The sequence below is a fragment of the Mycobacterium kansasii ATCC 12478 genome (assembly GCF_000157895.3).
Taxonomy (GTDB): Bacteria; Actinomycetota; Actinomycetes; order Mycobacteriales; family Mycobacteriaceae; genus Mycobacterium; species Mycobacterium kansasii.
The window spans coordinates 4,495,388-4,520,064 of sequence record NC_022663.1 but is presented as its reverse complement, the minus strand read 5'-3'; the positions used below and the strand labels follow the sequence as shown (position 1 = coordinate 4,520,064).

Genomic DNA, 24,677 nt, shown 5'->3' with positions numbered 1-24,677 from the left:
AGGTGCTTTCAGGCTCAGAAACCACTGGCGGCAGCCGCCGGCGTCAATCCGGTCCGCGGGTTCGCCGCCGCAGTAATCGTGAAAACGTCAGAGCCCCAAAGGCTCCGGTAGCCACCGCGACCAGCGCCTGACGCGCAGCCAGGCCCTCGTTGACCTGTATGCGCGGCCGGATGATCGCGGGGCCGGGCGGATCGACATGCTTGGCACGCGGGTCCTCTTCGGAGTCGGTGGCCGCCCACGCGGTGGAAAACAGCACCAGGTACGCGGTGACGTAGGCGAACACCATCAAACCCAGCACCGGCCCGAACGTCGCGCCCGCCGGGCTGCGCAGGACCGTCCGCAGGTAGATCGACCCCACCTGCTTGAACAGCTCGAACCCGACGGCGGCGATCAAACCGGCCCGCATCGAGGTGACGAAGCGCCCCGACTGCCGCGGCAGCCGTGCGATCATCCAGGTGAACAGCAGCCACGACACCACCACCGACAGCACCACCGAGATCGCCCTGAAGATCCAGTCCAGCAGCGAAAACTCCGGGATGCCAAGCCATTTCAAAGCCGTCGCCATCGGCCGCAGGTAGCCCAGCGCGGTCAGCGCAATGGTAGCCATGGTCACCACGAACGTCCCGACCATCGCCGCCAGGTCAGAGAGCTTGTTACGCACGTAGTTCCCCAACTCGACGGGATGTGCCCACATCTCGCTCAACGCCACCCGCAGATGCGACATCCAGCCCAGCCCGGCCCACGCCGCGGTGGCCAGGCCGATGACGCCGACGGACGCCCGCGCATCGATGGCCGAGTTCACCAAGTCGATCAGCTGCTGACCGAAGGCGCCCGGAACCAGTGCCCGGATCCGGTCATAGGTCATGTTCAGCAGCCTGTCGTTGCGCGACAGCGTGAACCCGACGACGGCAAAGCCGACCATCAGCAGCGGGAACAACGCGAAGATCGTGTAGTACGTCAGGCCTGCGGCAAAAAAGCCGCCCCGGCGCTCGCTGAACCGTTTGTAGGCGCGCACCGCATGGTCGAACCACCCGTGCCGGGCCCGCAGCCTATCGAGGATTCCAGGCTCGGCCGGCTCGCTCATGGCAGGTGATTACCCCTTTGCGGTAGGAAACCAAGCCTTTCATAGACCCGCTGGACGGTTTTGCTGGCGACATCGTGGGCGCGCTCGGCCCCGGCCTGCAGCACGGACTCGAGTTCGGCCACGTCGGCGGTCAGCTCGTCGACCCGGGCTTTGATGGGGCTGACGTAGGCGACGACGGCCTCGGCGGTGTCTTTCTTCAGGTCGCCGTAGCCGCGTCCGGCATAGGCGTCGACCAGGGCTTCGATGCCGACCCCGGTCACCGCCGACTGGATGCTGAGCAGATTCGACACACCCGGTTTGGCGTCCGGGTCGTACCGAATCTCCCGCTCGCTGTCGGTCACCGCCGAGCGAATCTTCTTGGCAGACAATGCCGGGTCATCGAGCAGGCTGATCAGCCCGGCGTCGGTGCTGGCCGACTTGCTCATCTTCGACGTCGGGTCCTGCAGGTCGTAGATCTTGGCGGTGATCTTGGGAATGAGCACGTCGGGAACCACGAAGGTGTCCGGGAAGCGGCTGTTGAACCGCTGCGCGACGTCGCGTGCCAGCTCCAGGTGCTGGCGCTGGTCCTCCCCCACCGGCACCAGGTCGCTGTCGTAGGCCAGCACGTCGGCGGCCTGCAACACCGGGTAGGTGAACAGGCCGACGGTGGTGGACTCGGCGCCCTGGCGACTCGACTTGTCCTTGAACTGGGTCATCCGCGAGGCCTGACCGAAACCGGTGAAACAACCCAGCACCCAGGCCAACTGGCTGTGAGCGGGGACGTGACTCTGCACGAAGATGGTGGCGCGCGCCGGGTCGATGCCCAGCGCCAGGTATTGCGCGGCCGTGATCAGGGTCCGGCGGCGCAGCGCCTCCGGATCCTGCGGCAGGGTGATCGCGTGCAGGTCGACCACGCAGAAGAACGCGTCGTGGTCGTCTTGCAGCGCGACCCACTGGGTGACGGCGCCCAGGGCGTTGCCCAGGTGAAGCGAATCGGACGTTGGCTGCACGCCGGAGAAAATTCGGCGGGATCCGGTGGGGGTGCTCATGATGCCCCTGATCTTGTCACGCGGCCGGCAGAGCGATTTGCGGACGCTTGCGATACCGGCGGTACCACCTTGTAATGTCGGAAATATGCCTACCCGCGCTCCGATCCACCTGGGCTCCGGCGAGCCGGTCCTGCTGCTGCACCCGTTCCTGCTGTCCCAGGCGGTATGGGAGAAAGTGGCCCGCCAACTGGCCGACACCGGCCGCTACGAGGTGTTCGCCCCCACCATGGCCAGCCACAACGGCGGGCCCCGTGCCGGTACCTGGTTCCTGTCCTCGGCGGTGCTGGCCGATCACGTCGAGCGCCAGATGGACGAACTGGGCTGGGACACCGCCCACATCGTCGGAAACTCGCTGGGCGGCTGGGTCGCCTTCGAGCTGGAGCGGCGCGGACGGGCGCGCAGCGTCACCGGCATCGCCCCCGCCGGCGGCTGGCACCGCTGGAGCCCGGCCAAGTTCGAGGTGATCGCCAAGTTCATCCTGGGTATCCCGTTGCTGGTGCTGGCCTGGATGTTCCGGCAACGGGTGCTGCGGCTGCCGTTCAGCCGCCCGCTGGCCACCTACGCGATCAGCGCCTCACCGGATGGGGTCGACGACGCGGAACTGCACGGCATCATCGACGACGTGGCACACTGCCCGGCCTACTTCCAGCTGCTGGTCAAGGCGCTGCTCATGCACGGCTTGCGGGAATTGGCCGAGAACGCCGTCCCGGCGCATCTGGTGATCTGCGGTAAGGACCGGATCATCCCCTCACCCCGCTACACCCGGCACTTCACCACCCACCTGCCCGACGACCACCGTGTCACCGTGATCAAGAACGTGGGCCACGTTCCGATGTACGAGGCGCCGGAACGCATCACCGAGGTGATCAGCAGCTTCATCGAGGAATGCTGCCCGCACATCCGGGCCGTCGACCCGCCGGCTAGCTGACCAGCGGGTCCCCGCCGAGTGTGCGGCTACGGCCTCGACAGTGCACTCGTGGCGGAGTTCTCGGCCGATCGCCCACCCTGGACACACTCTGAAAGCCGTAGCCGCACACTCGTGTGGGCCGGGACCTTTCGGGCCTAACCAACCAGCCTTTTCTCCAGGTTCTCGGCGATCGCGTCGAGAAACTCCTCGCTGTTGAGCCAGCCCTGCTGCGGGCCGATCAGGATGGCCAGATCCTTGGTCATCTTGCCGCTTTCCACCGTCTTGATGACCACGTCTTCCAGCGTCTGCGCGAATTCGACGACCGCGGGGGTGTTGTCCAGCTTGCCGCGATGCGCCAGCCCGCGGGTCCAGGCGAAGATCGAGGCGATCGGGTTGGTCGAGGTGGGTTGTCCGGCCTGGTAATGGCGGTAATGGCGGGTGACGGTGCCGTGGGCGGCTTCGGCCTCGACCGTCTTGCCGTCGGCCGTCATCAGCACCGATGTCATCAGGCCCAGCGAACCGTAGCCCTGCGCGACGGTGTCGGACTGGACGTCGCCGTCGTAGTTCTTGCACGCCCAGACGTAGCCGCCCTCCCACTTCAGGCACGCGGCAACCATGTCGTCGATCAGCCGGTGCTCGTAGGTCAGGCCCTCGGCTTCGAACTCGTCCTTGAATTCGGTTTCGTAGATTCGCTGGAACTCGTCTTTGAACATGCCGTCGTAGGCCTTGAGGATGGTGTTCTTGGTCGACAGATAGACCGGCCATTTGGCGTTGAGGCCATAGGAGAACGACGCGCGCGCGAAATCCTGGATGGATTTGCGGAAGTTGTACATTCCCATCACCACACCGCCGTCCTCGGGAATAGACACGAGTTCATGGACGATCGGCTGACTGCCGTCGGCGGGAGTGAATGTCAGGGTGACGGTGCCGGGTTTTTCCACCTTGAAATTCGTTGCGCGGTATTGGTCACCAAAAGCGTGGCGGCCGATGACGATTGGCTTGGTCCAGCCCGGAACCAGCCGAGGCACGTTCGAGATCACGATCGGCTCGCGGAAGATGGTGCCGCCCAAGATGTTTCGTATGGTCCCGTTGGGTGACAGCCACATCTTCTTCAGGTTGAATTCCTGGACGCGCGCCTCGTCGGGGGTGATGGTTGCGCATTTGACGCCCACACCGTGTCGCTTGATGGCATAGGCCGCGTCGATCGTCACCTGGTCATTGGTTTGGTCACGGTGCTCGATGCCCAGGTCGTAGTACTCCAGATTGATGTCCAGATGCGGCAGTATCAGCTTGTCCTTGATGAGCTTCCAAATGACGCGGGTCATCTCGTCGCCGTCGAGCTCGACCAACGGGCCTTTGACCTTGATCTTGGCTTCACTGGACATGTGGGCCCGAATCCTCCAGCCTGGTGAGCTTTGGGGCGAGCGGTTGCTCTGCTGGTCAGGTTACTAGGAGCGGTCACCCGCCCGGCCGGGCCGGAGTTCGAGTCGCAGTTGGCATGAAGCAGTCGCCGTACGGTAGGCTTCGAAGCGGTCATGAGCGCCAGCGTCAAGCCCCGGCTTGCTGGCCGGCAACCCTCCAACCGCGGTGGGGTGCCCCGGGTGATGACCCGGTTGAGTAGCCACAATCGGCTACACGGCAAGCGCGGGTCCGCCGTGACGGGCCCCTGAGCTGACAGGGAGTGACGTCTATGAGCGCCGAAAACAGCAGCACCGAGGCCGATCCGGCCGCGCACTGGTCATTCGAGACCAAGCAGATCCACGCCGGCCAGCAGCCCGACTCCGCCACCAATGCGCGGGCCCTGCCGATCTACCAGACCACGTCGTACACCTTCGACAACACCGCGCATGCCGCCGCCCTGTTCGGGCTCGAGGTGCCCGGCAACATCTACACGCGGATCGGCAACCCCACCACCGATGTGGTCGAGCAGCGCATCGCGGCCCTCGAAGGCGGGGTGGCCGCACTGTTCCTGTCCTCGGGTCAGGCCGCGGAGACCTTCGCGATCCTGAACCTGGCCGGGGCCGGCGATCACATCGTGTCCAGCCCGCGCCTGTACGGCGGCACCTATAACCTGTTCCACTATTCGCTGGCCAAGCTCGGCATCGACGTCAGCTTCGTCGAGGATCCCGACGATCTGGACACCTGGCAGGCCGCCGTCCGGCCCAACACCAAGGCGTTTTTCGCCGAGACCATCTCCAACCCGCAGATCGACATCCTGGACACCCCCGGGGTGGCCGAGGTGGCTCACCGCAACGGTTTGCCGCTGATCGTCGACAACACCATCGCCACGCCCTACCTGATCCAGCCGTTCACCCAGGGCGCCGACATCGTGGTGCACTCGGCCACCAAATACCTGGGCGGACACGGGGCCGCGATCGCCGGTGTGATCGTCGACGGCGGCACTTTCGACTGGACGCAGGGCCGCTTCCCCGGATTCACCACCCCCGATCCCAGTTACCACGGCGTGGTGTTCGCCGAACTGGGACCGCCGGCGTTCGCGCTCAAGGCTCGCGTGCAGCTGCTTCGCGATCTGGGTTCGGCGGCCTCGCCGTTCAACGCCTTCCTGGTGGCCCAGGGTCTGGAGACGTTGAGCCTGCGGATCGAGCGGCACGTCGCCAACGCTCAACGCGTAGCCCAGTTCTTAGAAGCCCGCGACGAAGTGCTGTCGGTCAACTACGCGGGGCTGCCCAGTTCGCCGTGGTATGAGCGGGCAAAGAAGCTGGCGCCCAAGGGGACCGGCGCTGTCCTGTCCTTCGAGCTGGCCGGTGGTATCGAGGCCGGCAAGGCCTTCGTCAACGCGCTGAAACTGCACAGCCACGTCGCCAACATCGGTGACGTGCGTTCGCTGGTGATCCACCCGGCATCCACCACCCACGCCCAGCTGAGCCCCGCCGAGCAGCTGTCCACCGGCGTCAGCCCGGGATTGGTGCGGTTGGCCGTCGGGATCGAGGGTATCGACGACATCCTGGCCGACCTCGAGCTGGGCTTTGCCGCGGCACGAAGATTCAGCGAATTCAGCGGCGAGTCGCAGGCCGTGGCCGCCTTCTGAGGAGCTCTGACGTGACGATCTCCGACGTGCCCACCCAGACGCTGCCCGCCGAAGGTGAGATCGGTCTGGTCGACATCGGCTCGCTGCGCCTGGAAAGCGGTGCGGTGATCGACGACGTCTGCATCGCCGTACAGCGTTGGGGCAAGTTGTCGCCCAACCGCGACAACGTCGTGGTGGTGCTGCACGCCCTCACCGGCGATTCGCACATCACCGGACCCGCCGGGCCGGGGCACCCCACCCCCGGCTGGTGGGACGGGGTGGCCGGGCCGGGCGCTCCGATCGACACCGACCGCTGGTGCGCGGTGGCCACCAATGTGCTGGGCGGTTGCCGCGGCTCCACCGGGCCAAGCTCGCTTGCGCGCGACGGAAAACCGTGGGGCTCAAGGTTTCCGACGATCACGGTACGCGACCAGGTGGAGGCCGACATGGCGGCACTGGCCGCGTTGGGCATCACCCAGGTGGCCGCCGTGGTCGGCGGATCGATGGGCGGGGCCCGTGCGCTGGAATGGATTGTCGGCCACCCCGACCGGGTGCGCTCGGCACTGCTGCTGGCCGTCGGCGCGCGTGCCACCGCGGACCAGATCGGCACGCAGACAACCCAGATCGAGGCCATCAAGGCCGACCCGAATTGGCAGGGCGGCGACTACCACGACACGGGCCGCAAGCCCGAGGCGGGACTGAAGATCGCCCGGCGCTTTGCCCACCTGACCTACCGCGGCGAGACCGAGCTCGACAACCGGTTCGCCAACCGCGGTCAAGACGGCGAAGACCCCGCCGACGGCGGACGCTACGCGGTCCAGAGCTACCTGGAACACCAGGGGGACAAGCTGTTGTCCCGATTCGACGCCGGTAGCTATGTGGCGTTGACCGAGACCCTCAACAGCCACGACGTCGGTCGTGGGCGCGGCGGGGTCGCTGCGGCACTGCGCGGATGTCCGGTGCCCGTCGTGGTCGGTGGTATCACCTCCGACCGCCTCTATCCACTGCGCTTGCAACAAGAACTGGCCGAGTTGCTGCCCGGCTGCGCCGGGTTGCGCGTTGTCGACTCGGCCTGCGGGCACGACGGCTTCCTCATCGAGATTGAGGCCGTCGGCGAATTGATCCGCCAGACACTGCAATTGGCCGATCATCAAGCCGACTATCGGGGTGTGCGTTCATGGTGACCCGGTCCAGCCAGGACCCATCGCTGTCATTCGGCTCGGCAGCAGCCGCCTACGAGCGGGGCCGCCCCTCCTATCCGCCGGAGGCCATCGACTGGCTGCTGCCGACCGGTGCCCGCAACGTCCTTGATCTGGGCGCCGGTACCGGCAAGCTGACCACCCGGCTGGTCGAGCGCGGTCTGGACGTGGTGGCCGTCGACCCGATTCCCGAGATGCTCGAGGTGCTGCGTGCCTCACTACCGAAAACGCTGGCGTTGCTGGGCACGGCGGAAGAGATTCCGTTGGAAGACAACAGCGTCGACGCCGTGCTGGTGGCCCAGGCCTGGCATTGGGTGGATCCCACGCGGGCCATCCCCGAGGTCGCGCGGGTGCTACGGCCGGGTGGGCGGCTGGGTTTGGTGTGGAACACCCGCGACGAGCGGCTCGGCTGGGTCCGCGAGCTGGGCGACATCATCGGACGGGACGGCGACCCCGCGCGCGACAAAGCGACGTTGCCCGAACCGTTCACCGACGTGGAACGTTGTCAGGTCGAGTGGACCAATTACCTTACGCCGCAAGCATTGATCGATTTGGTGGCGTCTCGCACCTACTGCATCACCTCACCGGCGAAAGTGCGCACTAAGACACTCGGCCAGGTGCGTCAGTTGCTCGCCACCCACCCGGCGCTGGCGAACGCGAACGGCCTTGCGTTGCCCTACGTTACGGTGTGTGTGCGAGCAACGCTGTCCTGACGTCCGGGTGGTGTTGCGTCACTTGGGATTAGCAGGCCCGGAGAGCGACGACGGGTTTGGGCGGATTGAGTGAACTGGTTTATTAGGAGTTCGACTCGAGCGGCGTGGTGTCCCGGTCGTAACCGGCCGCCGCGGTTGAGCGTGACTAGTCCGTGCAGCGCGGCCCACAGCACCTCCGCGAGGGTGTCGACGTCCTGCCGATCTGCAAATTCTGCGACTGCTTGGCGTAGCTCGCGGAACGCGTTCGACAATTCTGGTGGGGTGTCTGCGTCGGCGAATCGCAATGTCGTTGCGCGGATGAACATTGCGTCGTAGAGCGCGGGATTACTGTCGGCGAAGTCGATGTAGGCATTCGCGATTCGTTTCAGCGCCGCTTTGGGTGCGCGTCTCCCGCGACGGGCAGCCGAGAGCACCTCGGCCAGTTCGCCGAACCCGTCGATCGCCACGGCCTCAGCGAGGTGATCCATGCCCGAGAAGTGCTTATACAACACCGGCTGGCTGTATTCGATCGCGTCGGAAAGCCGGCGCGTGGTAACAGCGTCCCAGCCTTCGGCTTCCGCCAGTTGACGCGCGGTACTGATGATCAGTCGACGACGTGCGGCTTGCTCGCGAACTCGGCGTTCATTGACGGCCATGGGCGATACTAGCACGGCTAGATTAGCTAGCGATGCTATTGACATTACTCCGCGGAATCGCTAGCATTGCTAGCACTACGGCTGGAGAGGGGGCGCTGCCGTGATCGAGCTCGCCACAATGCTGGCATTGACATCAGTACTGGCTACCGCGGTTGTTTTTGGCACCGACGTGTTCTGCGCACTCGTCCAGCGACCAGCATTGGCCGCTGTTGACGATCGCGCTCTGGTGGCGGTGATGGGCAACGTGCATCGCTACGGCGACCGGCGCATGCCCGTACCCGGTGTTCTCGGCGGCGGGGCCGCCGTCGCCAGTGCGACATTGTTCGCAGTGGCCGGCCAATGGACCCAAGCCATTTTGGCGGTGTCCGCCGTGGCGGTGCTGCTGGCCTGGATTGCGCTCTATGTGCGGGTCAGCGCGCCGATCAACCGCCAGCTCACCGCCGCCGCAGCCAGCGGCCGGGTCCCAGCGAATGCCCGCGCGCTGCAGTCCACTTGGGATCGCATCATTGATGCTCGCGCCGTCCTGCAGGGTCTCGCACTGGCAGCGTTGTGCCTCACGCTGGTTGTCTGAGCCAAGATGTGCCCCAAAGATCCATACCCGCACCGTCCGGCACTGAAGGGATAGTGATCGTGATCGTACGACCGGAAACGCTTGGGCGGCTCCTCATGCGCGCCGCGCCGCTATTCAACGTACCGGTGGCCGCGGTGGCCACCTCGCCACGCTTCGGCGGGCTGCTGAACCGCAACATCGCCATGCTCAGCTATACCGGACGGCGTTCCGGGCGCCCGTTCACCATCCCGGTGGCATACCGCCGCACCGGCGACGAGATCGTCATCAGCGTGAACATGCCCGAGGCCAAGACATGGTGGCGAAACTTTCTAGGCAACGGCGGGCCACTGACGTTGCGGCTCGACGGAACCGAACGCGCCGGGCATGCGATCGCTCGGCGGGACGCGAAGGGAGGGGTCACCATCACCGTACGGCTGACCAACTGACCACGGGCCGGCGGTGCGACGTCCGCAGTGGCGAAGCCGCGATAAGCCGCCGGGTAAGCGCGTTGTCGTCGAATTCCTTTGCGGCAACCGCGTTCCCGGCCTTATGCACGTGTGTCCACTCTCATCTCGTGACCGTGGACCGGCCCGAAATGATCATGCCGGCGAGCCGGTTGCTCATCAATTCTGCGGCCTCCTCGACAATGCGGGCAACCAAGTCACCGACGGTCGGGATGTCGTTGATCAGTCCCATCGCAGTTCCCACAGTCCATATGCCAGCGTCGATATCACCGTTTTCAAACACTTTTCGCGCCAGGACTAGCAATCGATCTCGGCGTTCAGATCGAATTCCGCCAACGTACGCGACACCAGCTCCCGCAGCTCATCTTTGGTATTCGAGCGCCCGACAAGATAAGCAGAGACTCCGATGCGCATCTTCCCGCGGCTGCGCCCCGAACTCAGCAGCATTCGTCCGCCCGTGCCCTCGAGTTCGTTCCTGGTGATATTGGGCTCGATCTGTCGCATGTACGCCGAGTCGGCATCGGTGCCGTCGGGCCGGTTGGCGGCCGGGGGCAGATCACCGACATTGGAGCACGTGACGGGAAGGCCGGGACCACCCGCCGCCATCCCGAGGAGCCTCCTGGCCACCCACGTCGGCGTCACCGCGGCCAGCGGCAGCGGTGCCAGCAACTCGTTGTCGGAATCCTCCATCGCTTCGAGGACCGCTCGAGTGATCTTGGCGTGCATCTCCCCGAGGTTCCTCGCCGCGTGCTCGGGGTCGACGGCGACGTCGACAGCGGTCAGCGCATTGCCGCGGGTGTCGCCTTCGGTCCGAAGCGACACCACGAATCGTAGGGTGACCGTTCCGTCGCCCTGAACCCGTCCGGCCCGCACCGCGAGCCTGCAGGCCACCCCGCCCACAAGTGAGTTGCTGTTCGCGCCAAGTCTTTTCGCACAAGCATCCCACTCCGCCAGGTCGATACATGCGGTCACGGCGGGAACCGCCACGGTCTGGTCGCCGCCGGCCGTCCTCGGGGACGGCGGCGCCGCTTTGATCGATGACCGGAACTCCTCGCGATCACGCCGAAGCCTTCGAACCACGCCACCCACAGCGTGCAATACGTCGGGCAGTTCCTCGACGGTTTGCCGGAGATCCGCTCGCAGCGCCCGCCTGAGGGTGCGCGATCCCGCGGGCAGATAACCCAGATCTCGCGTCCTGCCCTCGGCCGCGTCGACTATCGCCTGGCCGAAAGCGATCGCGTCGACCACCGCATGCGAGGCCACCAGACTTATCGCCGTCCCGCCGTCCTCGAGCGGCAACACCCCGAGATGCCAGGCCGGCCCCCACTCCGGATCGACGGGTCGGCGCGCCCGCTCGTCGACCCACGCGCCCACATCGCTGCGCCGCCGCGGCGTCGCGACGAAGTCAATCTCCGCCGGCGCCGGCGCCAACACCCAGTGATCACGCGCGAACGGTACCGGCGATCTTTCGATTCTGCGCCCCAACAACCCGCGTCCGAGATTGCGGTGAAAACGCCGCAACCCGTCAAGGTCGACGGCACGGTCGTAGATCCATGTCACCTGCAGCAGCGACACGTGTCCTGCCCGCAGCCCCAGGAACGCGGCTTGATCCAGGTACGCGAGCCGATTGTCCACCGGCTCGGCGTCACCCGTGGCGACCTCGGCCGCCGGACCCGCGGGCACAGCGGTGACGCGCAGCAGGTCGGCGAGGTGGGCGGCGAGCATCGCGGGGCTGGGGTGGTCGAAGGTGACGGTGGCCGGCAAGGCCACCCCGGTTTGGGCCGACAGGGTGTTGCGCAGCTCCAGCGCACTGAGCGAGTCGATGCCGAGATCTTTGAACGGCTGCTCGGGATCCATCGCCGCCGGGTCCGGATGTGCCAGCACCGCCGCGGTGGCGGTGATGACCAGGTTGGCCAGCATGTCGTGTTGTCGCTCGGGGGCCAGCCCGGCCAGCCGGGCCGCCAGCGCGCGGGAGTCGGCCGCGGCGGCCTGAGGCCGGGCGGTGACCAGCGCGGACAGGATCGGAGGCAGGCTGTTTTCCCGGGCCAACGCCGACAACGCCCGGGTGCCGAGCGGGGCGGGGATCAGATTGGGGTGCTGCTGGGAAAGGGCGGCATCGAACAGGGCCAAACCCTGGCCGGCGGTGATCGGGACCATCCCGCTGCGGGTCAGACGGGTGCGATCACGCGTGTCCAGGTCCCCGGTCATCCCGGAGGACGGCTGCCAATACCCCCAGGCCAGACTGATGGCCGCCGGCCGTTCACGGGCCAGTGCGTCGAGGACGGCGTTGGCGGCCGCGTAGTTGGCCTGTCCCGGGGCGCCCAGGACACCCGCGGCCGAGGAGAACAACACGAACGCGGCCAGCTCGGTGTTGGCGGTGAGTTGGTGCAGATACCAGGCACTGTCGGCTTTGGCGGCCAGCACGTTGTCGAGCTGTTGCGCGGTGAGCTGGCTGGTCACCGCGTCATCGAGCACTCCGGCGGCGTGGATGACCGCGGTCAACGGGTGTTCGGCGGGAATCGAGCCGATCAGGGCGGCCAGCTCGCTCGGGTTGGCACAGTCGCAGGCGCTGATCGTGACATCGGCACCCAGACCCTGCAGGCGCTGGGCGAGCTCGACCGCTTCGGGCGTGCTGGCGCCGCGCCGCGAGGTCAACAACAGCCGGCGCGCACCGTAACCGGTGATCAGGTGTTCGGCGAACAGCCCGCCGAGCATGCCGGTGCCCCCGGTGATCAACACCGTGCCCTGCGGGTCGAGCACCGCGGGCGGGGTGAGCACGATTTTGCCGGTGTGGCGGGCCTGGCTCATGTCGCGGAACGCCTGGGGGGCGCGCAGCAGCCCGTAGCGCGTCACCGGCAGGGGCGCGATCACCCCGCCGCTGATCAACTCGCGCACCCCGGCCCAGGCGTGTTGCACCTGTTCGGGGGTGGCCGCGCTCAGGTCGTAGGCGTGATAGCTCAGGCCGGGATGAGTCTGTGCGACGTCGGCGGCTGACCGGATGTCGGTCTTACCGATCTCGACAAAGCGCCCGCCCGGGGCCACCAGGTGCAGCGACGCGTCCACGAATTCGCCGCGGAGACTGTTCAACACCACGTCCATGCCGCGCCCGCCGCCGGCTGCGGCGAAGGTGTCACCGAAGTCCAGGGTGCGCGAAGAGGCGATGTGATCCTCGGGTATGCCCAGCCCGCGCAGGATGTGGTGCTTGGCGGGATGAGCGGTGGCGAACACCTCGGCACCCAGGTGCGCTGCGATGCGGATAGCGGCCTGGCCGACCCCGCCGGCGGCGGAGTGGATGAGCACCCGCTGTCCCGCTGACACCTGCGCGATATCGATCAGAACGCTGTACGCGGTGATATACGCGGCCGGGACCGAAGCCGCTTGCGGGTAGGACCATCCCGGCGGGACGGCCACGACGCTGCGGTGATCGGTGGTGGCGGTGGGGGCGAACGCGTTGTTGGGGAACAGCCCCATCACCGCATCCCCCGGCGCGAAATCCGTGACGTCGTCTGCCGTGTCGACGACCACCCCGGCCGCTTCCGCGCCAAGGCCTTCATCGCTGATCGCCGCCAGGGCGACCACCACGTCATGGAAATTCAGGCCGGCGGCGCGGATCTGCACCCGAATCTGACCCGGGCCCAACGTCGTTGGCGCCGGGGTGGGAACCAGGGTCAGGTTCGCCAAATCCCCGCGACCGGTGGTGATCAGCTGCCAGTGGGGCGTCGGGGGCGGGGTCAACGCCCGCGCCGGGGTCAGCCGGGGAATGTGAGCGACACCGTCACGCAACGCCAGTTGCGGCTCACCGCCGGTGCCGGCGAAGGTGGCCAGCAGATGCAGCAGGGTGTCGGCACTGGCGCCGGCGAGGTCGGTATCGACCAGCCGGATCCGGCCCGGATACTCGTTGTGGGCGCTGTGCAGCAGCGCCCACACCGCGGCCTGCGCCAGATCCGGCGCCCGGTCATAGGGGCTGATCGCCACCGCGCGACACGTCAGAACCACCAACGCCGTGCCGGATGTGTCGGGGCGGGCCAACCAGGCCTGCAGCCCGGCCAGCGCCCGTCGGGTCAGCCCATGAATGCTCGATACGGCATCGGCGTCATCGCCGGGACGTTGCCGGGCCGCCAACGACCACAACACCACCGGCGGGCATGGCCGCACCGCGTCCAAATCGGGGCGTACCGGGCCGTTGCGCAGGCTGGTCGACAGCGCATCGAGATCTTCGGCAACGACCTCCCAGTGCGGCCGATCGGCCGCTGCGGCAGCAGCGGTGGACAGGGGCGGCCAGGCCAGCTCCCACAAACCAGGGACCGACGGCGCCGCTGTCGTGGGGGCGCTCAGAGTCGCCATGTCGGGCAGGACCCGAACGACGACCGTGTCGATGCGGATTACCGGCGCGCCGGCAGGATCGCTGGCGTACAGGGTGAAGGTGTCGTCGCCGGTGCGGGTCAGCCACACCTGAAGCCGGGTGGCCGCGGTTGCATACAGCGTGACCCCGCTGAACACGAACGGAAGGCGCAGCACCGCCGGCTCGGCGTCCGCCCCGGCTCCCAGGGCGGCGGCGATCGGGTGCAGCGCGGCATCGAGCAACGCCGGGTGCATCCCGTAACCGGTGATATCGGTCCCGGCAGGCAGGGCCACTTCCGCGTAGATGTGGTCGGGGTCGCCCGGCTGGAGGCCGATCCCGCGTACCGAGCAGAACGGCGGATCGTAGTGCAGGCCGCAGTCGGCCAGCTGCTGATAGAAACGCTGCACATCGACAGCCGTCGCCGGCAACGCCGGGACGGGCGGTTCACCGGCAGCGGTTTGCCCGGGACGCAGCGTTCCGCTGGCGTGCAACACCCAACCGGCCTCGGCCCGATGGTCGGTGCCGGTGCGGGCATGGACGTTGACCGAGCGTCGCCCGGCCCCATCGGCGTCGGCCACACTGATCTGGATGTCGGTCGGGGTGTGTTCGGCCAGCACCAGCGGGGTGTGCAACACCAACTCGTCAATGACCGGGCATCCCACGTAATCCCCGACCCCCAGGACCAGATCGACAAACCCCGTCGCGGGCAACACCACCACGTCACCCACCCGATGGGCAGCAAGCCAGGCCTGTGAACCGAGAACCACCCGACCGGTGGCTATCACCTCGTCTCGATCGGCCAATGTGGTGATCGCCCCGAGTAACGGATGCTGCGGTTGATCCAGCCCCAGGCCGGCGGCATCGGTGCCGGATCGCGGGGTCAGCCAATACCGGTGATGCTGGAACGGGTACGTCGGTAGCTCGACCTGTCGGGCGTGGGGATAGAGCGCCGGCCACGCCGGGCTTTGGCCATGAACATGCAGCCGGGCCAGCGTGGCAGTCAAGGTGTCCAGGTCGGGGCGCTCGCGGTGCAGGGTGGGAATGACCGCCGAGCCCGGACGCCCCGCGGTGCCGGCCAGAATGTCGGCGAGCGCCGGGGCCAGCACCGGATGCGGTGATACTTCCACAAACACCTGCTCAGCAGCGGCCAGCAGATGTTTGATGCTGTCGTAAAACCGGACCGGTTGACGCACATTGGCATACCAGTAGTCGGCGGTCATGGTGGTGGTGTCCAGCGGCTGGTCCGACATGACGCCGTGCACGGTGGAATGCAGCGCGATCCGTCCCGGTTTCGGGGTCAGCCCGGCCAACTCGTCAAGCAGGCGCTCGCGCAACGGTTCGACCTGAGCGCAGTGTGAGGCGTAATCGACTGTGATGGAACGGATCTGGACATTGTCGGCTTCGCAATCTGCGATGAACCGCGCCATCGCTTCGGGACCGCCGCTGATGATGGTGTGGGTGGGGCCGTTGACCGCGGCAACCGCCAGCGCGTCACCGTAGGACTGCAGTCGCGCGTCCACGTCGTCAGCGGCCAGCAACACCGATGCCATGGCGCCGGCCCCGGATAGCTCCGCGAGGGCTGCGCTGCGCAGTGCCACGATTTTGGCGGCCTGCTCAAGGGTGAACACCCCGGCGACGTAGGCGGCGGCAATCTCGCCTTGGGAGTGCCCGATCACCGCGTCCGGTTCGATCCCGTAACTGATCAGGGTGCGGGCCAACGACACCATGACGGCGAACAACATCGGCTGGACCACATCGACGCGATCCAGGGAGGGGGCGCCTGGCTCACCACGAAGGACCGCACGCACCGACCAGCCTGTGCAGGCACCCAGGGCCTGATCACACTCGTCGATCGCGGCGGAGAAAGTGGGGTGCCGGCCGTAGAGCTGGGCGGCCATACCGGGGTACTGGCCGCCCTGGCCGGGGAACACGAACACGGTTTTGGCCGCCGATGTCGCGCGTTGGTGGTTGTGGACGAGTTGCGGGTGCGGTTGATCGGCGGATAACGCTTCGAGTGCCGCCACCAGCTCAGCCCGGGGATCGGTGCTGTCGGCCGGTACCGTCACGACGGCCCGGTACGGGTGGTGGGTTCGGGTGCTGGCCAGGCTGTAGGCCACATCGGTGAGGTCCAGGTCGGGATGGCAGACCAGTAACTGGTGCAGCCGGTCTGCCTGCGCGCACAACGCCGCGCGGGTGCGCGCCGACACCGGCCACAGCGGCAGTCGGGGCGGCCCGACCTCAGCACCGTCCTCGGTGCGCGCGGCCGCGGGCCGGGGCTGCGCCGGCTCGGCCACCGGGGTGGGGGCTTGTCGCAGGATGAGATGGGCGTTGGTGCCGCTGATCCCGAACGAGGACACCGCCGCGGTGCGGGGATGATCGGCGAGCGGCCAGGGCACCGCTTCGGTGAGTAGCCGAACAGTGCCGGCCGACCAGTCGATGTGCGGGCTGGGGCGATCGACGTTGCGGGTCACCGGCAGCGTGTCATGGTTGAGGGCGGCGATCATTTTGATCATTCCGGCGACACCGGCGGCGGCCTGGGTGTGACCGATGTTGGATTTGATCGATCCCAACCACAGTGGGTGCTCCGGCCCCCGCGCGGCACCGTAGGTGGCAATCAGGGCGCCGGCCTCGATCGGGTCGCCCAGCGTGGTGCCGGTGCCGTGAGCCTCGACGACGTCGACCTCGTCGAGCCCGATGCCGGCGTTGGCCACGGCCTGGGTGATGACGCGCTGCTGAGCGGGCCCGTTGGGCGCGGTCAACCCGTTGGAGGCACCGTCTTGGTTGATCGCCGATCCCGCGATGACCGCCAGCACCGGATGGTTGTTGCGGTGTGCGTCGCCGAGCCGTTCCAGCACCAGGACCGCGGCCCCTTCGCCCCAGCCGGTGCCGTCGGCAGCGGCCGCAAACGCTTTACAACGCCCGTCGGCAGCTAGCCCGCGCTGCCGGGAGAACTCGGTGAACACTGCCGGCGTAGTCATCACCGTGACACCACCGGCCAGGGCCAGACCGCACTCCCCGTTGCGCAGCGACTGGCACGCCAGATGCGCGGCCACCAACGACGACGAACATGCCGTGTCCACGGTGATAGCCGGGCCCTGCAAACCCAGCGCGTAAGCCACCCGTCCGGAAGCCACACTGGTGGACGTCCCGGTCATGGCGTATCCCTCCGCGCCATCGGAACCGTCCCCGCCGTACTGCTGCGACCAGGCTCCGACGAACACCCCGGTCTCCGAACCGACCAACGCGGCCGGGTCAATTCGGCTGGTTTCCAACGCTTCCCAGCACACCTCCAGCAGCAGCCGCTGCTGCGGATCCATGGTTTGCGCCTCCCGCGCCGAGATCCCGAAAAACTCGGCGTCAAACCCGCTCGCGTCGGCCAGAAACGCCCCGGCACGCGTGTAGGTCTTGCCCACCGCATCGGGATCAGGATCGAACAAATTCGCCAGATCCCAGCCACGATCGGTGGGAAACTCCCCCACCGCCTCGGCGCCGCCGGCCACCAGATCCCACAGCGCCGCCGCCGAATCCGCGCCCCCGGGGAACCGGCAGGCCATCCCCACCACTGCTACCGGCTCGTTCGTCGCCACCTGCGGCTGGACCGGCGCAGCCGCCGCAACCGACCCGCTCAGCAGCTGGCCCAGGTGGGCAGCCAACGCGGCCGGGGTGGGGTAGTCGAAAGCCAGGGTGGGTGGCAATGCCAGCCCGGTGACGGTATTGAGGCGGTCGAGCAATTCAGTGGCTTTCACCGAGTCGAACCCCAGGTCCTGAAACGCGCACTCGGGGTCGATGTCCTCTGGGCTGGGATAGCCCAGGACGGTTGCCGACTGCGAGCACACCATCCCGAGCAGGAGTTCGTCTTGCTGGCGGCGCAGCGTGCGCAGGCGTTGTGCCAACGTCATGTCGGCCGCGGCGCTCGTGGCGCTGTCCTGGGCCACGCGCTTTTCCGGCCGGCGGGTCTGCCCGTCCAGCCGGGTGAACTCATCGCGCAGGTAGAGGTGTAGACAATCCCGTCGCCGGACCTTGCCGCTTGTGGTCAGCGGAATCGAATGAGGCGGAACCAGAACGAGATCCGCCACACTCAGACCCTGCGACTTCGAAATCCTGGAGGTGATTTCCCGCCTGACGACACTCATCAGGTGCATCGCCTCGTCGGAGTCGCCGCGCGACTTGAATTCGACTATGGTGACCAGCTTTTCGACGCCGTCGTCGTCGGGAACGGCGATCGCCACACAACGGCCTCCGGTGATCTCCTGGATCGTCGCCTCGATGTCGTCGGGAGAGTGGTTGCGGCCGTACACGATCAGCAGATCCTTGATGCGGCCGATGATGAACAGCTCACCTTCGGAGACGACGCCCAGATCTCCGGTTCTCAGCCAAGGCCCCTCCGGCGTGCCGGCCGACGGTGTGACCAGGGTTGCACCGAAGGTCCGTTCCGTCTCTTGCGGTTTCTGCCAATAGCCCGTCGAGACGTTGTCACCATGTGCCCAGATCTCACCGACCGTTCCCTCCGGACACTCGATACGGGTGTCCGGGTCGACGATGCGCACCATCGGCGAGCGCGGCATGCCGTAGCTGACCAGCGGTGTGCCGTCTCCGCTGGCGCACCGCTTCGCGCGGCCGGCGGTCAGTTCCTCGGATTCGAAATTGACCGCTAGCGGTGGTTGGTCGCTTTCGCGGCTCGCCACGTACACCGTGGCTTCCGCAAGCCCATACGAGGGCCGCAACACCCTGGGGTCGAGATTGAACGCGGCGAATCGCTTGGCGAAGCGCCGCAGCGTCGCGGGTTGCACGCGCTCGGCACCACTGACAATGTTGCGCACGTCCCCGAGGTCAAGCCCGGCCATGTCGTCATCTGACGTTTTTGCTGCCGCCAATTCGAAAGCAATGTTGGGTCCGCCGGTGAATACGGAGCTGTTGCTTGCCGTCAATTGCATCCACCGCGCCGGTCGTTGCAGGAACGCTGCCGGGCTGGTCAGCACGCCCGCAAATCCGCCCAGAATCGGGATCGCAATTCCCAGGACCAAACCCATGTCGTGGAAGAACGGCAGCCACGACACGACTGTGGTGTCCGGCGGAGCAACCTCGCCGCGCTCCCGATACAAGCTGGATAGAATTTGCTCGACGTTGACGTGAATGTTCTTGTGCGAGATCTCAACTCCCGCCGGCGTGCGGGTGGACCCCGAGGTGTACTGCAAATAGGCGATGTCTGGCAGGTTCGGGGCTTCGGCACCGAGCGCGTTCTGGGAGTCCAGGTCCAGCAGGTCAACCTCGATCAGCGACGGCGCGCCGCGGTCGCCGGCTTCGGACCTGACGCACTCGGCGATGGTGCCGGCGACGGCTGATGTCGTCAGAATCGTCGACGGGTACGCGTCGCGCAGCACCGCGCTGACCCGCTCATCGCTGGCGCCACCCAGCGGCATCGACAGCGGAACCGCGATCTGACCGGCCTGCAATGCGCCCAGAAACGCCAGGACGTATTCCAGTCCTTGCGGCGCCAGTATCACGGCCCGGTCGCCGGTCGACCCGCGGGCGTTGAGCTCTTGTGCGACGTTGCGCGTCCGCCGGTACAGCTGCGACCATGTCAGACTTTCGGCAACGCCCGCCCGGTCCTGCTCGTAGTCGACAAACGTGAAAGCTGTCTCGTTAGGCCGCGAACTGGCACGTTCCTGCAGCACTGCGGGAATTGAGTTCTCACGCACAGCTAAACGATAGGGGACGAGTAGACAGGCCGTCCGGAGAACGGACGCAGCCCAGAACAACCCACTCAACCGGGTACCGTGTGGAGCTTGCGCCGCGGACCAGCCTGAAAACGGGTCGTCGACTCCCCGCTCGGCGTGAGCACCGGATTCGAGCCGAGCCGGCCCGCCCCACTCGGGCGCGAGTTTGGGCCGAAGCATCGCGCCCGCGCGGTGTTCCGCGGGCGGCGGCGTGACCGAACCCAGACCACGGGTGTCACAGTGGCCACACCAGCATCATCGAGGTGTCCTGCATATCAGCCGCAAGTGCGCTATCGCCAGTGATGGCGCTTCAAGGATCGCCTCATGGTCAGCCCGTCCCCGGTTGGTCACGATGCTTCGGCACCCCAAAGATGCCGAGGCAGAACAAAACTCGCGTCGCACAGCTACGTGGCGGCATTACCGAATCCAGCGAACCAAGCGCACCGTGGGCGTCGGCGATGCCGCGCCCGCCGCGACCACTTACGTGGGCTGAAACTGCAGTGGCACAACTTGTTTGGCGAATGCCTAGAAGACGATCCCCGAATACATCAACTGGCCCGGGTCGTATCGCTGCCGGATCGCGGTCAGCCGCGCGAGGTTCGGGCCGAAGTATCGCGCCGGTGCGGTGTTGGGTTCCAGATAGTTGACGTACGCACCGACCGAAAACTGTTGCACCGCTTGATGTGCGGCGCCGATCCACTTGTTGGCAGCGGCAACCTGCCCGCTGCCGGGTGTCTCGACGTACCACTGTGCGACAGCGGACTGCCGTCGCCACGGAAAGGCCGAGCCGCTCGGATCGACGTCGCCCACCGCGCCGCTGAGCGTGTCCACGATCACCGACGCGCGTCCGGAGGCCGGCGGCCACTTTCCCAGCGCTGCGACAATCGACTGTGCCGCAGCAGAATTCATTGTGCCGATGACGTCGGACCCGGCCACGAAGCTCCGTGGTGAACTCGTCGCGCTGCCGCCGGCCAGATACATCACCAGATCCATATGGCTCAGCGTCTTGTGCTCGACGCCGGTGGGTTGAACGCCGACTGCGGATTTGATCGCGTTGGCCACCGCGGGCCCGGATCCCGCCGGGCAGGTAGCCAGCACATGGCAATTGGCCTGCGACGCGCTGACCGACATGTCGACCAGGCCCCAGGTGTTGCGGTCGGCTGCCGCCAGCCAGGTCTGCCAGCCGGTCAGCACCTGGGCCGCCGACGAGGGGGCGAAGTCGACGCGCACCACGTCGGAGTCGGCGGTCGGGAAGGTCGCAAACGTCATCGACGTCGTCACCCCGAAGTTGCCGCCCCCGCCGCCCCGCAACGCCCAGAACAGGTCGGGATGATCGTCGGCGGATGCGGTGACCGTTTCCCCGCCGGGCAACACCACCGTCGCCGATCGCAGCGCGTCGCAGGTCAGGCCGGCGTGGCGGGAATCGGCACCCATTCCACCGCCGAGGGTCAGGCCGCCCACGCCGACGGTCGGGCAGCTGCCGGTGGGAATCGCGCGGCCGGCGCCGGCCAGCGCCTGCTGCACCGCATACAGATCGGTCGCGGCCGGCATCGTGACGTTTCCGGTGGCGCTGTCGAAATTCACGCCGCCGGTCAGGCCGCGCAGATCGATCACCATGGCGCCGGCCGCGGCCGAAGCGCCGATGTAGGAATGCCCGCCGCCGCGCGGGGCGATCTTGAGCTTATTGGCGGCCGCGAACGCGACGGCCTTCTCGACGTCGGCCTGCGAGGTGACCGTGACCACCGCCGCCGGGTTCGAGCCGTTGTAGAGCGAGTTGAAAATCTGCTTGCCCGAGGTGAACGAGCCCCCGCTGTCCGGCAGCAGCACCCGGCCACCGATCGAGGAAGCCAGACCGGTCCAACCGCTGGACGGATCAGCGGCCGCCCGCACGTGCCCGAATACCGCCGATGTCGCCAGCGCTCCCACCGCGCCGCGAAGGAACGCTTGCCGAGAAATCATGGGCCGCATTGTCGATCAGCGCCGCGGTGAAACCGGTTGAGGTGCGACGTGTCGTGGCACAGTGTGACGCGATCGTGTCGTTGAGCCCGTGCTGACAGTCGACGGCAAACCTTTACGCGGTCGTGTTCGAAACGTGACGGCCGTGCACCAAGGTTCCTAGGGAAGCCTGAGTGTGCCCGAACGGCCTGGTGCGCTCCGATACGAATGGGAGCTGACATGAGAACATGGCGCCATCAGCCACTCACGATTCGTTTGCTGGCGGGATCGGCAGTCCTGCTCACCGCGGCCGCCGCACTGGCGGCACCGGCCGAGGCCGGCACGATCGACGACGCTTTTATCGGCGCGCTCAACGACGCCGGCGTGAACTACGGCGACCCGGCAAGTGCCGTGGATTTGGGCCACTCCGTGTGCTCGACGCTGGCGCGGCCGGGTGGTTCGTTCAACTCTGCGGCAGCGACCGTCGTCGCCGCGGGCACCGGCATGCCCCAGCCGATGGCGCAAATTTTCACCAGCATCGCCATTTCGACGTATTGCCCGCAGGCGATGACGGACGTGGCAACCGGCAACCTGCCGGGTTTGCCGCAGATACCGGGGATTCCCGGGTTTTAGGCCGTTTTAGGCCAGTTTTAAGCCCTAGCCCGTGCCCAGCGGGTCGATCGTCGACGCGATATAGACCATCGCGGCCCCCACCACGGCCATGGTCGTGAAGTCCGTGCCCTTGCTGCGCACCACCAGCAGGCCGGCCAGTTCATCGGACAACGCCAGCCGCAGCGCGGCCGCCACACCCACACCGATCCCTATCAGCAGCGCACCTCGGCGCCAGAAGTTCGCCCCCACCAGCACGAACGCCACCGTGAAGATCAGCCCCACGAGCAGGATCGGCCACTGTGCGCGAAACGTGTGCGCAAGGATGGCCCGCGCCGTCATCGTTGCTCGGCCAGCTCGACGACGTTGGTCAACAGGAACGCCCGGGTCAGCGGCCCTACGCCACCCGGGTTGGGCGACACGTGACCGGCGACCTCCCAGACGTCGGGGTGTACATCGCCGACCAGTCCGTCGTCGGTGCGGCTGACTCCGACGTCGACGACCGCGGCGCCGGGGCGCACCATGTCCGCGGTTAGCATGTGCGGAACCCCGACGGCCGCGACGATGATGTCGGCTTGCCTGGTCAGGGCTGCAAGGTCGCGAGTTCCGGTGTGGCACAACGTCACCGTGGCGTTCTCGGAGCGGCGGGTGAGCAACAGGCCGAGCGGGCGGCCGACCGTGACGCCGCGGCCGATGACCACCACGTGCGCCCCGGCCAGCTCGACGTCATAGCGCCGCAGCAGGTGCACGATGCCACGCGGGGTGCAGGGCAGCGGCGCCGGGGTGTTGAGGACCAGCCGGCCCAGGTTGGTGGGATGCAGCCCGTCGGCGTCCTTGCCCGGGTCGACGCGCTCCAGCGCCGCGTTCTCGTCCAGATGCTTCGGCAGCGGCAGCTGCACGATGTAGCCGGTGCAGTCGGAGTTGGCGTTCAGTTCGTCGATGGTCTCGTTGAGCGTGGCGGTGCTGATGTCGGCGGGTAGGTCGCGGCGAATCGAGGTGATGCCGACCTTGGCGCAGTCGGCGTGCTTACCCCGCACGTAGGCGTGCGAGCCGGGGTCGTCACCGACCAGGATGGTGCCCAAACCGGGGGGGCGGCCCGACGCGGACCCGGAAGAAGTCAGAGCCGCCACCCGCCGCTTCAAGTCCACAAAGATCTCGTCTCGGGTGGCTTTGCCGTCCAGCATGATTGCGCCCACGGCAGACAGTCTGGCACGTCCGCCGCGTAGGCTCCTGACATGCCCGATGCCCCCGACGTGCTCGGCCCGGCCAAGCTGGGTCCGCTGACGCTGCGTAACCGCGTCATCAAGGCCGCAACCTTCGAGGCACGCACGCCCGACGCGCTGGTGACCGACGACCTGATCGAATACCACCGGCTGCCGGCCGCGGGCGGGGTCGGCATGACGACGGTCGCCTATTGCGCGGTCTCCCCCGGCGGCCGCACCAGCGGCGACGGGATGTGGATGCGCCCGGAGGCGGTGCCGGGGCTGCGCCGGCTCACCGATGCGGTGCACGCCGAGGGCGCGGCGGTCAGCGCCCAGATCGGTCACGCGGGACCGGTGGCCGACGCCCGGTCCAACAAGGCGACCGCCCTGGCGCCCGTGCGGTTCTTCAACCCGATCGCCATGCGGTTCGCCAAGAAGGCGACCCGCGACGACATCGCCGATGTGACCGCCGCGCACGCCAATGCTGCGCGCCTGGCCGTCGACGCCGGCTTCGACGCCGTCGAAATCCATCTGGGCCACAACTATCTGGCGAGCTCGTTTCTGTCCCCGCTGATCAACCGGCGCGACGACGAGTTCGGCGGGTCGCTGGAGAACCGGGCCAAGGTCGCCCGCGGATTGGTGCTGGCCGTTCGCCACGCCGTGCAGCAGCAGATCGCGGTGACCGCCAAGCTCAACATGGCCGACGGCATCCGCGGCGGCATCACGACCGAGGAAGCGCTGACCACGGCGAAGTGGCTGCAGGACGACGGCGGGCTGGACGCGCTGGAACTCACCGCCGGCAGTTCGCTGGTCAACCCCATGTACTTGTTCCGCGGCGACGCGCCGGTCAAGGAATTCGCCGGCGCCTTCAAGCCGCCGCTGCGCTGGGGGATCAGGATGACCGGCCACAAGTTTCTTCGCGAGTACCCCTACCGCGATGCCTATCTGTTGCGCGATGCCCGGCTGTTTCGCGCCGAGTTGTCGATGCCACTGATCTTGCTGGGCGGCATCACCAACCGGGAGACCATGGACCTGGCGATGGCCGAGGGATTCGACTTCGTTGCCATGGCCCGCGCGCTGCTGGCCGAGCCCGACCTGGTCAATCGGATCGCCGCCGAAGGGCAGCGGGCGCGTTCGGCGTGCACACATTGCAACCTGTGCATGCCCACCATCTACAGCCGCACCCGCTGCGTCGTGACCGGCGCGCCCGACCGCTGACGATGCACGCCGCGAAAGCGGCGTGACCACGCACGAGGTTTCCTCG

The 24,677-nt window shown here is 67.2% G+C and carries 16 protein-coding genes, 1 pseudogene and 1 riboswitch; of the genes and pseudogenes, 8 read left to right on the top strand and 9 right to left on the bottom strand.

The genetic code is table 11. From position 1 onward, the window contains the following. Positions 1-43: 43 nt before the first annotated feature. A complete protein-coding gene (gene yhjD / locus MKAN_RS19705) occupies positions 44-1,084 on the bottom strand; it encodes an inner membrane protein YhjD (RefSeq protein ID WP_023371310.1) in 1,041 nt (346 codons plus the stop codon). After that, positions 1,081-2,112 (bottom strand): tryptophan--tRNA ligase, encoded by a 1,032-nt coding sequence (trpS, locus tag MKAN_RS19700; RefSeq protein ID WP_023371308.1) that lies wholly within the window; start codon positions 2,110-2,112, stop codon positions 1,081-1,083. Before trpS ends, yhjD begins: the two co-directional genes overlap by 4 nt. A gap of 85 nt (positions 2,113-2,197) precedes the next feature. On the opposite strand from trpS, the gene MKAN_RS19695 reads away from it, so the two are divergent. Beyond that, positions 2,198-3,040, top strand: coding sequence for an alpha/beta fold hydrolase (locus MKAN_RS19695; protein WP_023371306.1), 843 nt, complete (start codon positions 2,198-2,200; stop codon positions 3,038-3,040). Positions 3,041-3,174: 134 nt separating this feature from the next. On the opposite strand, the gene MKAN_RS19690 is transcribed toward MKAN_RS19695, so the two are convergent. Further along, a complete protein-coding gene (locus MKAN_RS19690) occupies positions 3,175-4,404 on the bottom strand; it encodes an NADP-dependent isocitrate dehydrogenase (RefSeq protein WP_023371304.1) in 1,230 nt (409 codons plus the stop codon). Positions 4,405-4,550: 146 nt separating this feature from the next. Further along, positions 4,551-4,670, top strand: a riboswitch (SAM riboswitch). A gap of 39 nt (positions 4,671-4,709) precedes the next feature. On the opposite strand from MKAN_RS19690, the gene MKAN_RS19685 reads away from it, so the two are divergent. Genes MKAN_RS19685 through MKAN_RS19675 form a run of 3 tightly spaced genes read left to right on the top strand, consistent with a single transcriptional unit; the run spans position 4,710 to position 7,959 of the window. Continuing rightward, positions 4,710-6,068, top strand: coding sequence for a bifunctional o-acetylhomoserine/o-acetylserine sulfhydrylase (locus tag MKAN_RS19685; RefSeq protein ID WP_023371302.1), 1,359 nt, complete (start codon positions 4,710-4,712; stop codon positions 6,066-6,068). Between the two features lie 11 nt (positions 6,069-6,079). Beyond that, complete coding sequence (gene metX, locus MKAN_RS19680; protein ID WP_023371300.1) at positions 6,080-7,231, top strand: homoserine O-acetyltransferase MetX; 1,152 nt, start codon at positions 6,080-6,082, stop codon at positions 7,229-7,231. After that, positions 7,228-7,959 (top strand): class I SAM-dependent methyltransferase, encoded by a 732-nt coding sequence (locus MKAN_RS19675; protein WP_099185070.1) that lies wholly within the window; start codon positions 7,228-7,230, stop codon positions 7,957-7,959. The genes metX and MKAN_RS19675 overlap by 4 nt, the downstream gene beginning before the upstream one ends. On the opposite strand, the gene MKAN_RS19670 is transcribed toward MKAN_RS19675, so the two are convergent. Beyond that, the gene (locus tag MKAN_RS19670; RefSeq protein WP_023371296.1) at positions 7,923-8,594 is read right to left on the bottom strand and encodes a TetR/AcrR family transcriptional regulator; all 672 of its coding nucleotides are present in this window, start codon (positions 8,592-8,594) and stop codon (positions 7,923-7,925) included. The two genes, MKAN_RS19675 and MKAN_RS19670, sit on opposite strands and share 37 nt — an antisense overlap. A 118-nt stretch (positions 8,595-8,712) precedes the next feature. Between MKAN_RS19670 and MKAN_RS19665 the strand changes: the two genes are divergently transcribed. Both MKAN_RS19665 and MKAN_RS19660 read left to right on the top strand, forming a co-directional pair. Next, the gene (locus tag MKAN_RS19665; RefSeq protein ID WP_036391625.1) at positions 8,713-9,165 is read left to right on the top strand and encodes a DUF1772 domain-containing protein; all 453 of its coding nucleotides are present in this window, start codon (positions 8,713-8,715) and stop codon (positions 9,163-9,165) included. A 95-nt stretch (positions 9,166-9,260) separates the two neighbouring features. Further along, a complete protein-coding gene (locus MKAN_RS19660; protein WP_036391043.1) occupies positions 9,261-9,590 on the top strand; it encodes a nitroreductase/quinone reductase family protein in 330 nt (109 codons plus the stop codon). Positions 9,591-9,711: 121 nt separating this feature from the next. Here the strand turns inward: MKAN_RS19660 and MKAN_RS29865 are convergent. The 3 genes and pseudogenes from MKAN_RS29865 to MKAN_RS19645 form a co-directional block, all read right to left on the bottom strand. Beyond that, a pseudogene (locus MKAN_RS29865) lies at positions 9,712-9,894 on the bottom strand (nitronate monooxygenase); the annotation flags it as partial. Between the two features lie 11 nt (positions 9,895-9,905). Further along, the gene (locus MKAN_RS19650; RefSeq protein ID WP_036391040.1) at positions 9,906-19,649 is read right to left on the bottom strand and encodes a type I polyketide synthase; all 9,744 of its coding nucleotides are present in this window, start codon (positions 19,647-19,649) and stop codon (positions 9,906-9,908) included. A gap of 543 nt (positions 19,650-20,192) precedes the next feature. Next, positions 20,193-21,635 carry an FAD-binding oxidoreductase gene (locus MKAN_RS19645; protein WP_036391037.1) on the bottom strand — a complete coding sequence of 481 codons (1,443 nt, stop codon included), beginning with the start codon at positions 21,633-21,635 and terminating at the stop codon, positions 20,193-20,195. A gap of 207 nt (positions 21,636-21,842) precedes the next feature. Between MKAN_RS19645 and MKAN_RS19640 the strand changes: the two genes are divergently transcribed. Beyond that, positions 21,843-22,235, top strand: coding sequence for a DUF732 domain-containing protein (locus MKAN_RS19640; protein ID WP_023371284.1), 393 nt, complete (start codon positions 21,843-21,845; stop codon positions 22,233-22,235). A gap of 24 nt (positions 22,236-22,259) precedes the next feature. Here MKAN_RS19640 and MKAN_RS19635 read toward each other — a convergent pair whose 3' ends face one another. Together MKAN_RS19635 and MKAN_RS19630 are read right to left on the bottom strand one after the other, a co-directional pair. Continuing rightward, the gene (locus MKAN_RS19635) at positions 22,260-22,553 is read right to left on the bottom strand and encodes a DUF3017 domain-containing protein (RefSeq protein ID WP_023371282.1); all 294 of its coding nucleotides are present in this window, start codon (positions 22,551-22,553) and stop codon (positions 22,260-22,262) included. After that, positions 22,550-23,407, bottom strand: coding sequence for a bifunctional methylenetetrahydrofolate dehydrogenase/methenyltetrahydrofolate cyclohydrolase (locus tag MKAN_RS19630; RefSeq protein WP_023371280.1), 858 nt, complete (start codon positions 23,405-23,407; stop codon positions 22,550-22,552). Before MKAN_RS19630 ends, MKAN_RS19635 begins: the two co-directional genes overlap by 4 nt. Before the next feature lie 39 nt (positions 23,408-23,446). Between MKAN_RS19630 and MKAN_RS19625 the strand changes: the two genes are divergently transcribed. Next, positions 23,447-24,631 carry an NADH:flavin oxidoreductase gene (locus tag MKAN_RS19625; protein ID WP_023371278.1) on the top strand — a complete coding sequence of 395 codons (1,185 nt, stop codon included), beginning with the start codon at positions 23,447-23,449 and terminating at the stop codon, positions 24,629-24,631. Positions 24,632-24,677 lie beyond the last annotated feature (46 nt).

Coding starts and splice junctions, on each gene's coding strand:
- yhjD (WP_023371310.1), bottom strand. CDS start 1,084: ATGAGCGAGCCGGCCGAGCCTGGAATCCTCGATAGGCTGCGGGCCCGG.
- trpS (WP_023371308.1), bottom strand. CDS start 2,112: ATGAGCACCCCCACCGGATCCCGCCGAATTTTCTCCGGCGTGCAGCCA.
- MKAN_RS19695 (WP_023371306.1), top strand. CDS start 2,198: ATGCCTACCCGCGCTCCGATCCACCTGGGCTCCGGCGAGCCGGTCCTG.
- MKAN_RS19690 (WP_023371304.1), bottom strand. CDS start 4,404: ATGTCCAGTGAAGCCAAGATCAAGGTCAAAGGCCCGTTGGTCGAGCTC.
- MKAN_RS19685 (WP_023371302.1), top strand. CDS start 4,710: ATGAGCGCCGAAAACAGCAGCACCGAGGCCGATCCGGCCGCGCACTGG.
- MKAN_RS19670 (WP_023371296.1), bottom strand. CDS start 8,594: ATGGCCGTCAATGAACGCCGAGTTCGCGAGCAAGCCGCACGTCGTCGA.
- MKAN_RS19665 (WP_036391625.1), top strand. CDS start 8,713: ATGCTGGCATTGACATCAGTACTGGCTACCGCGGTTGTTTTTGGCACC.
- MKAN_RS19660 (WP_036391043.1), top strand. CDS start 9,261: ATGCGCGCCGCGCCGCTATTCAACGTACCGGTGGCCGCGGTGGCCACC.
- MKAN_RS19645 (WP_036391037.1), bottom strand. CDS start 21,635: ATGCGGCCCATGATTTCTCGGCAAGCGTTCCTTCGCGGCGCGGTGGGA.
- MKAN_RS19640 (WP_023371284.1), top strand. CDS start 21,843: ATGAGAACATGGCGCCATCAGCCACTCACGATTCGTTTGCTGGCGGGA.
- MKAN_RS19635 (WP_023371282.1), bottom strand. CDS start 22,553: ATGACGGCGCGGGCCATCCTTGCGCACACGTTTCGCGCACAGTGGCCG.
- MKAN_RS19625 (WP_023371278.1), top strand. CDS start 23,447: ATGCCCGATGCCCCCGACGTGCTCGGCCCGGCCAAGCTGGGTCCGCTG.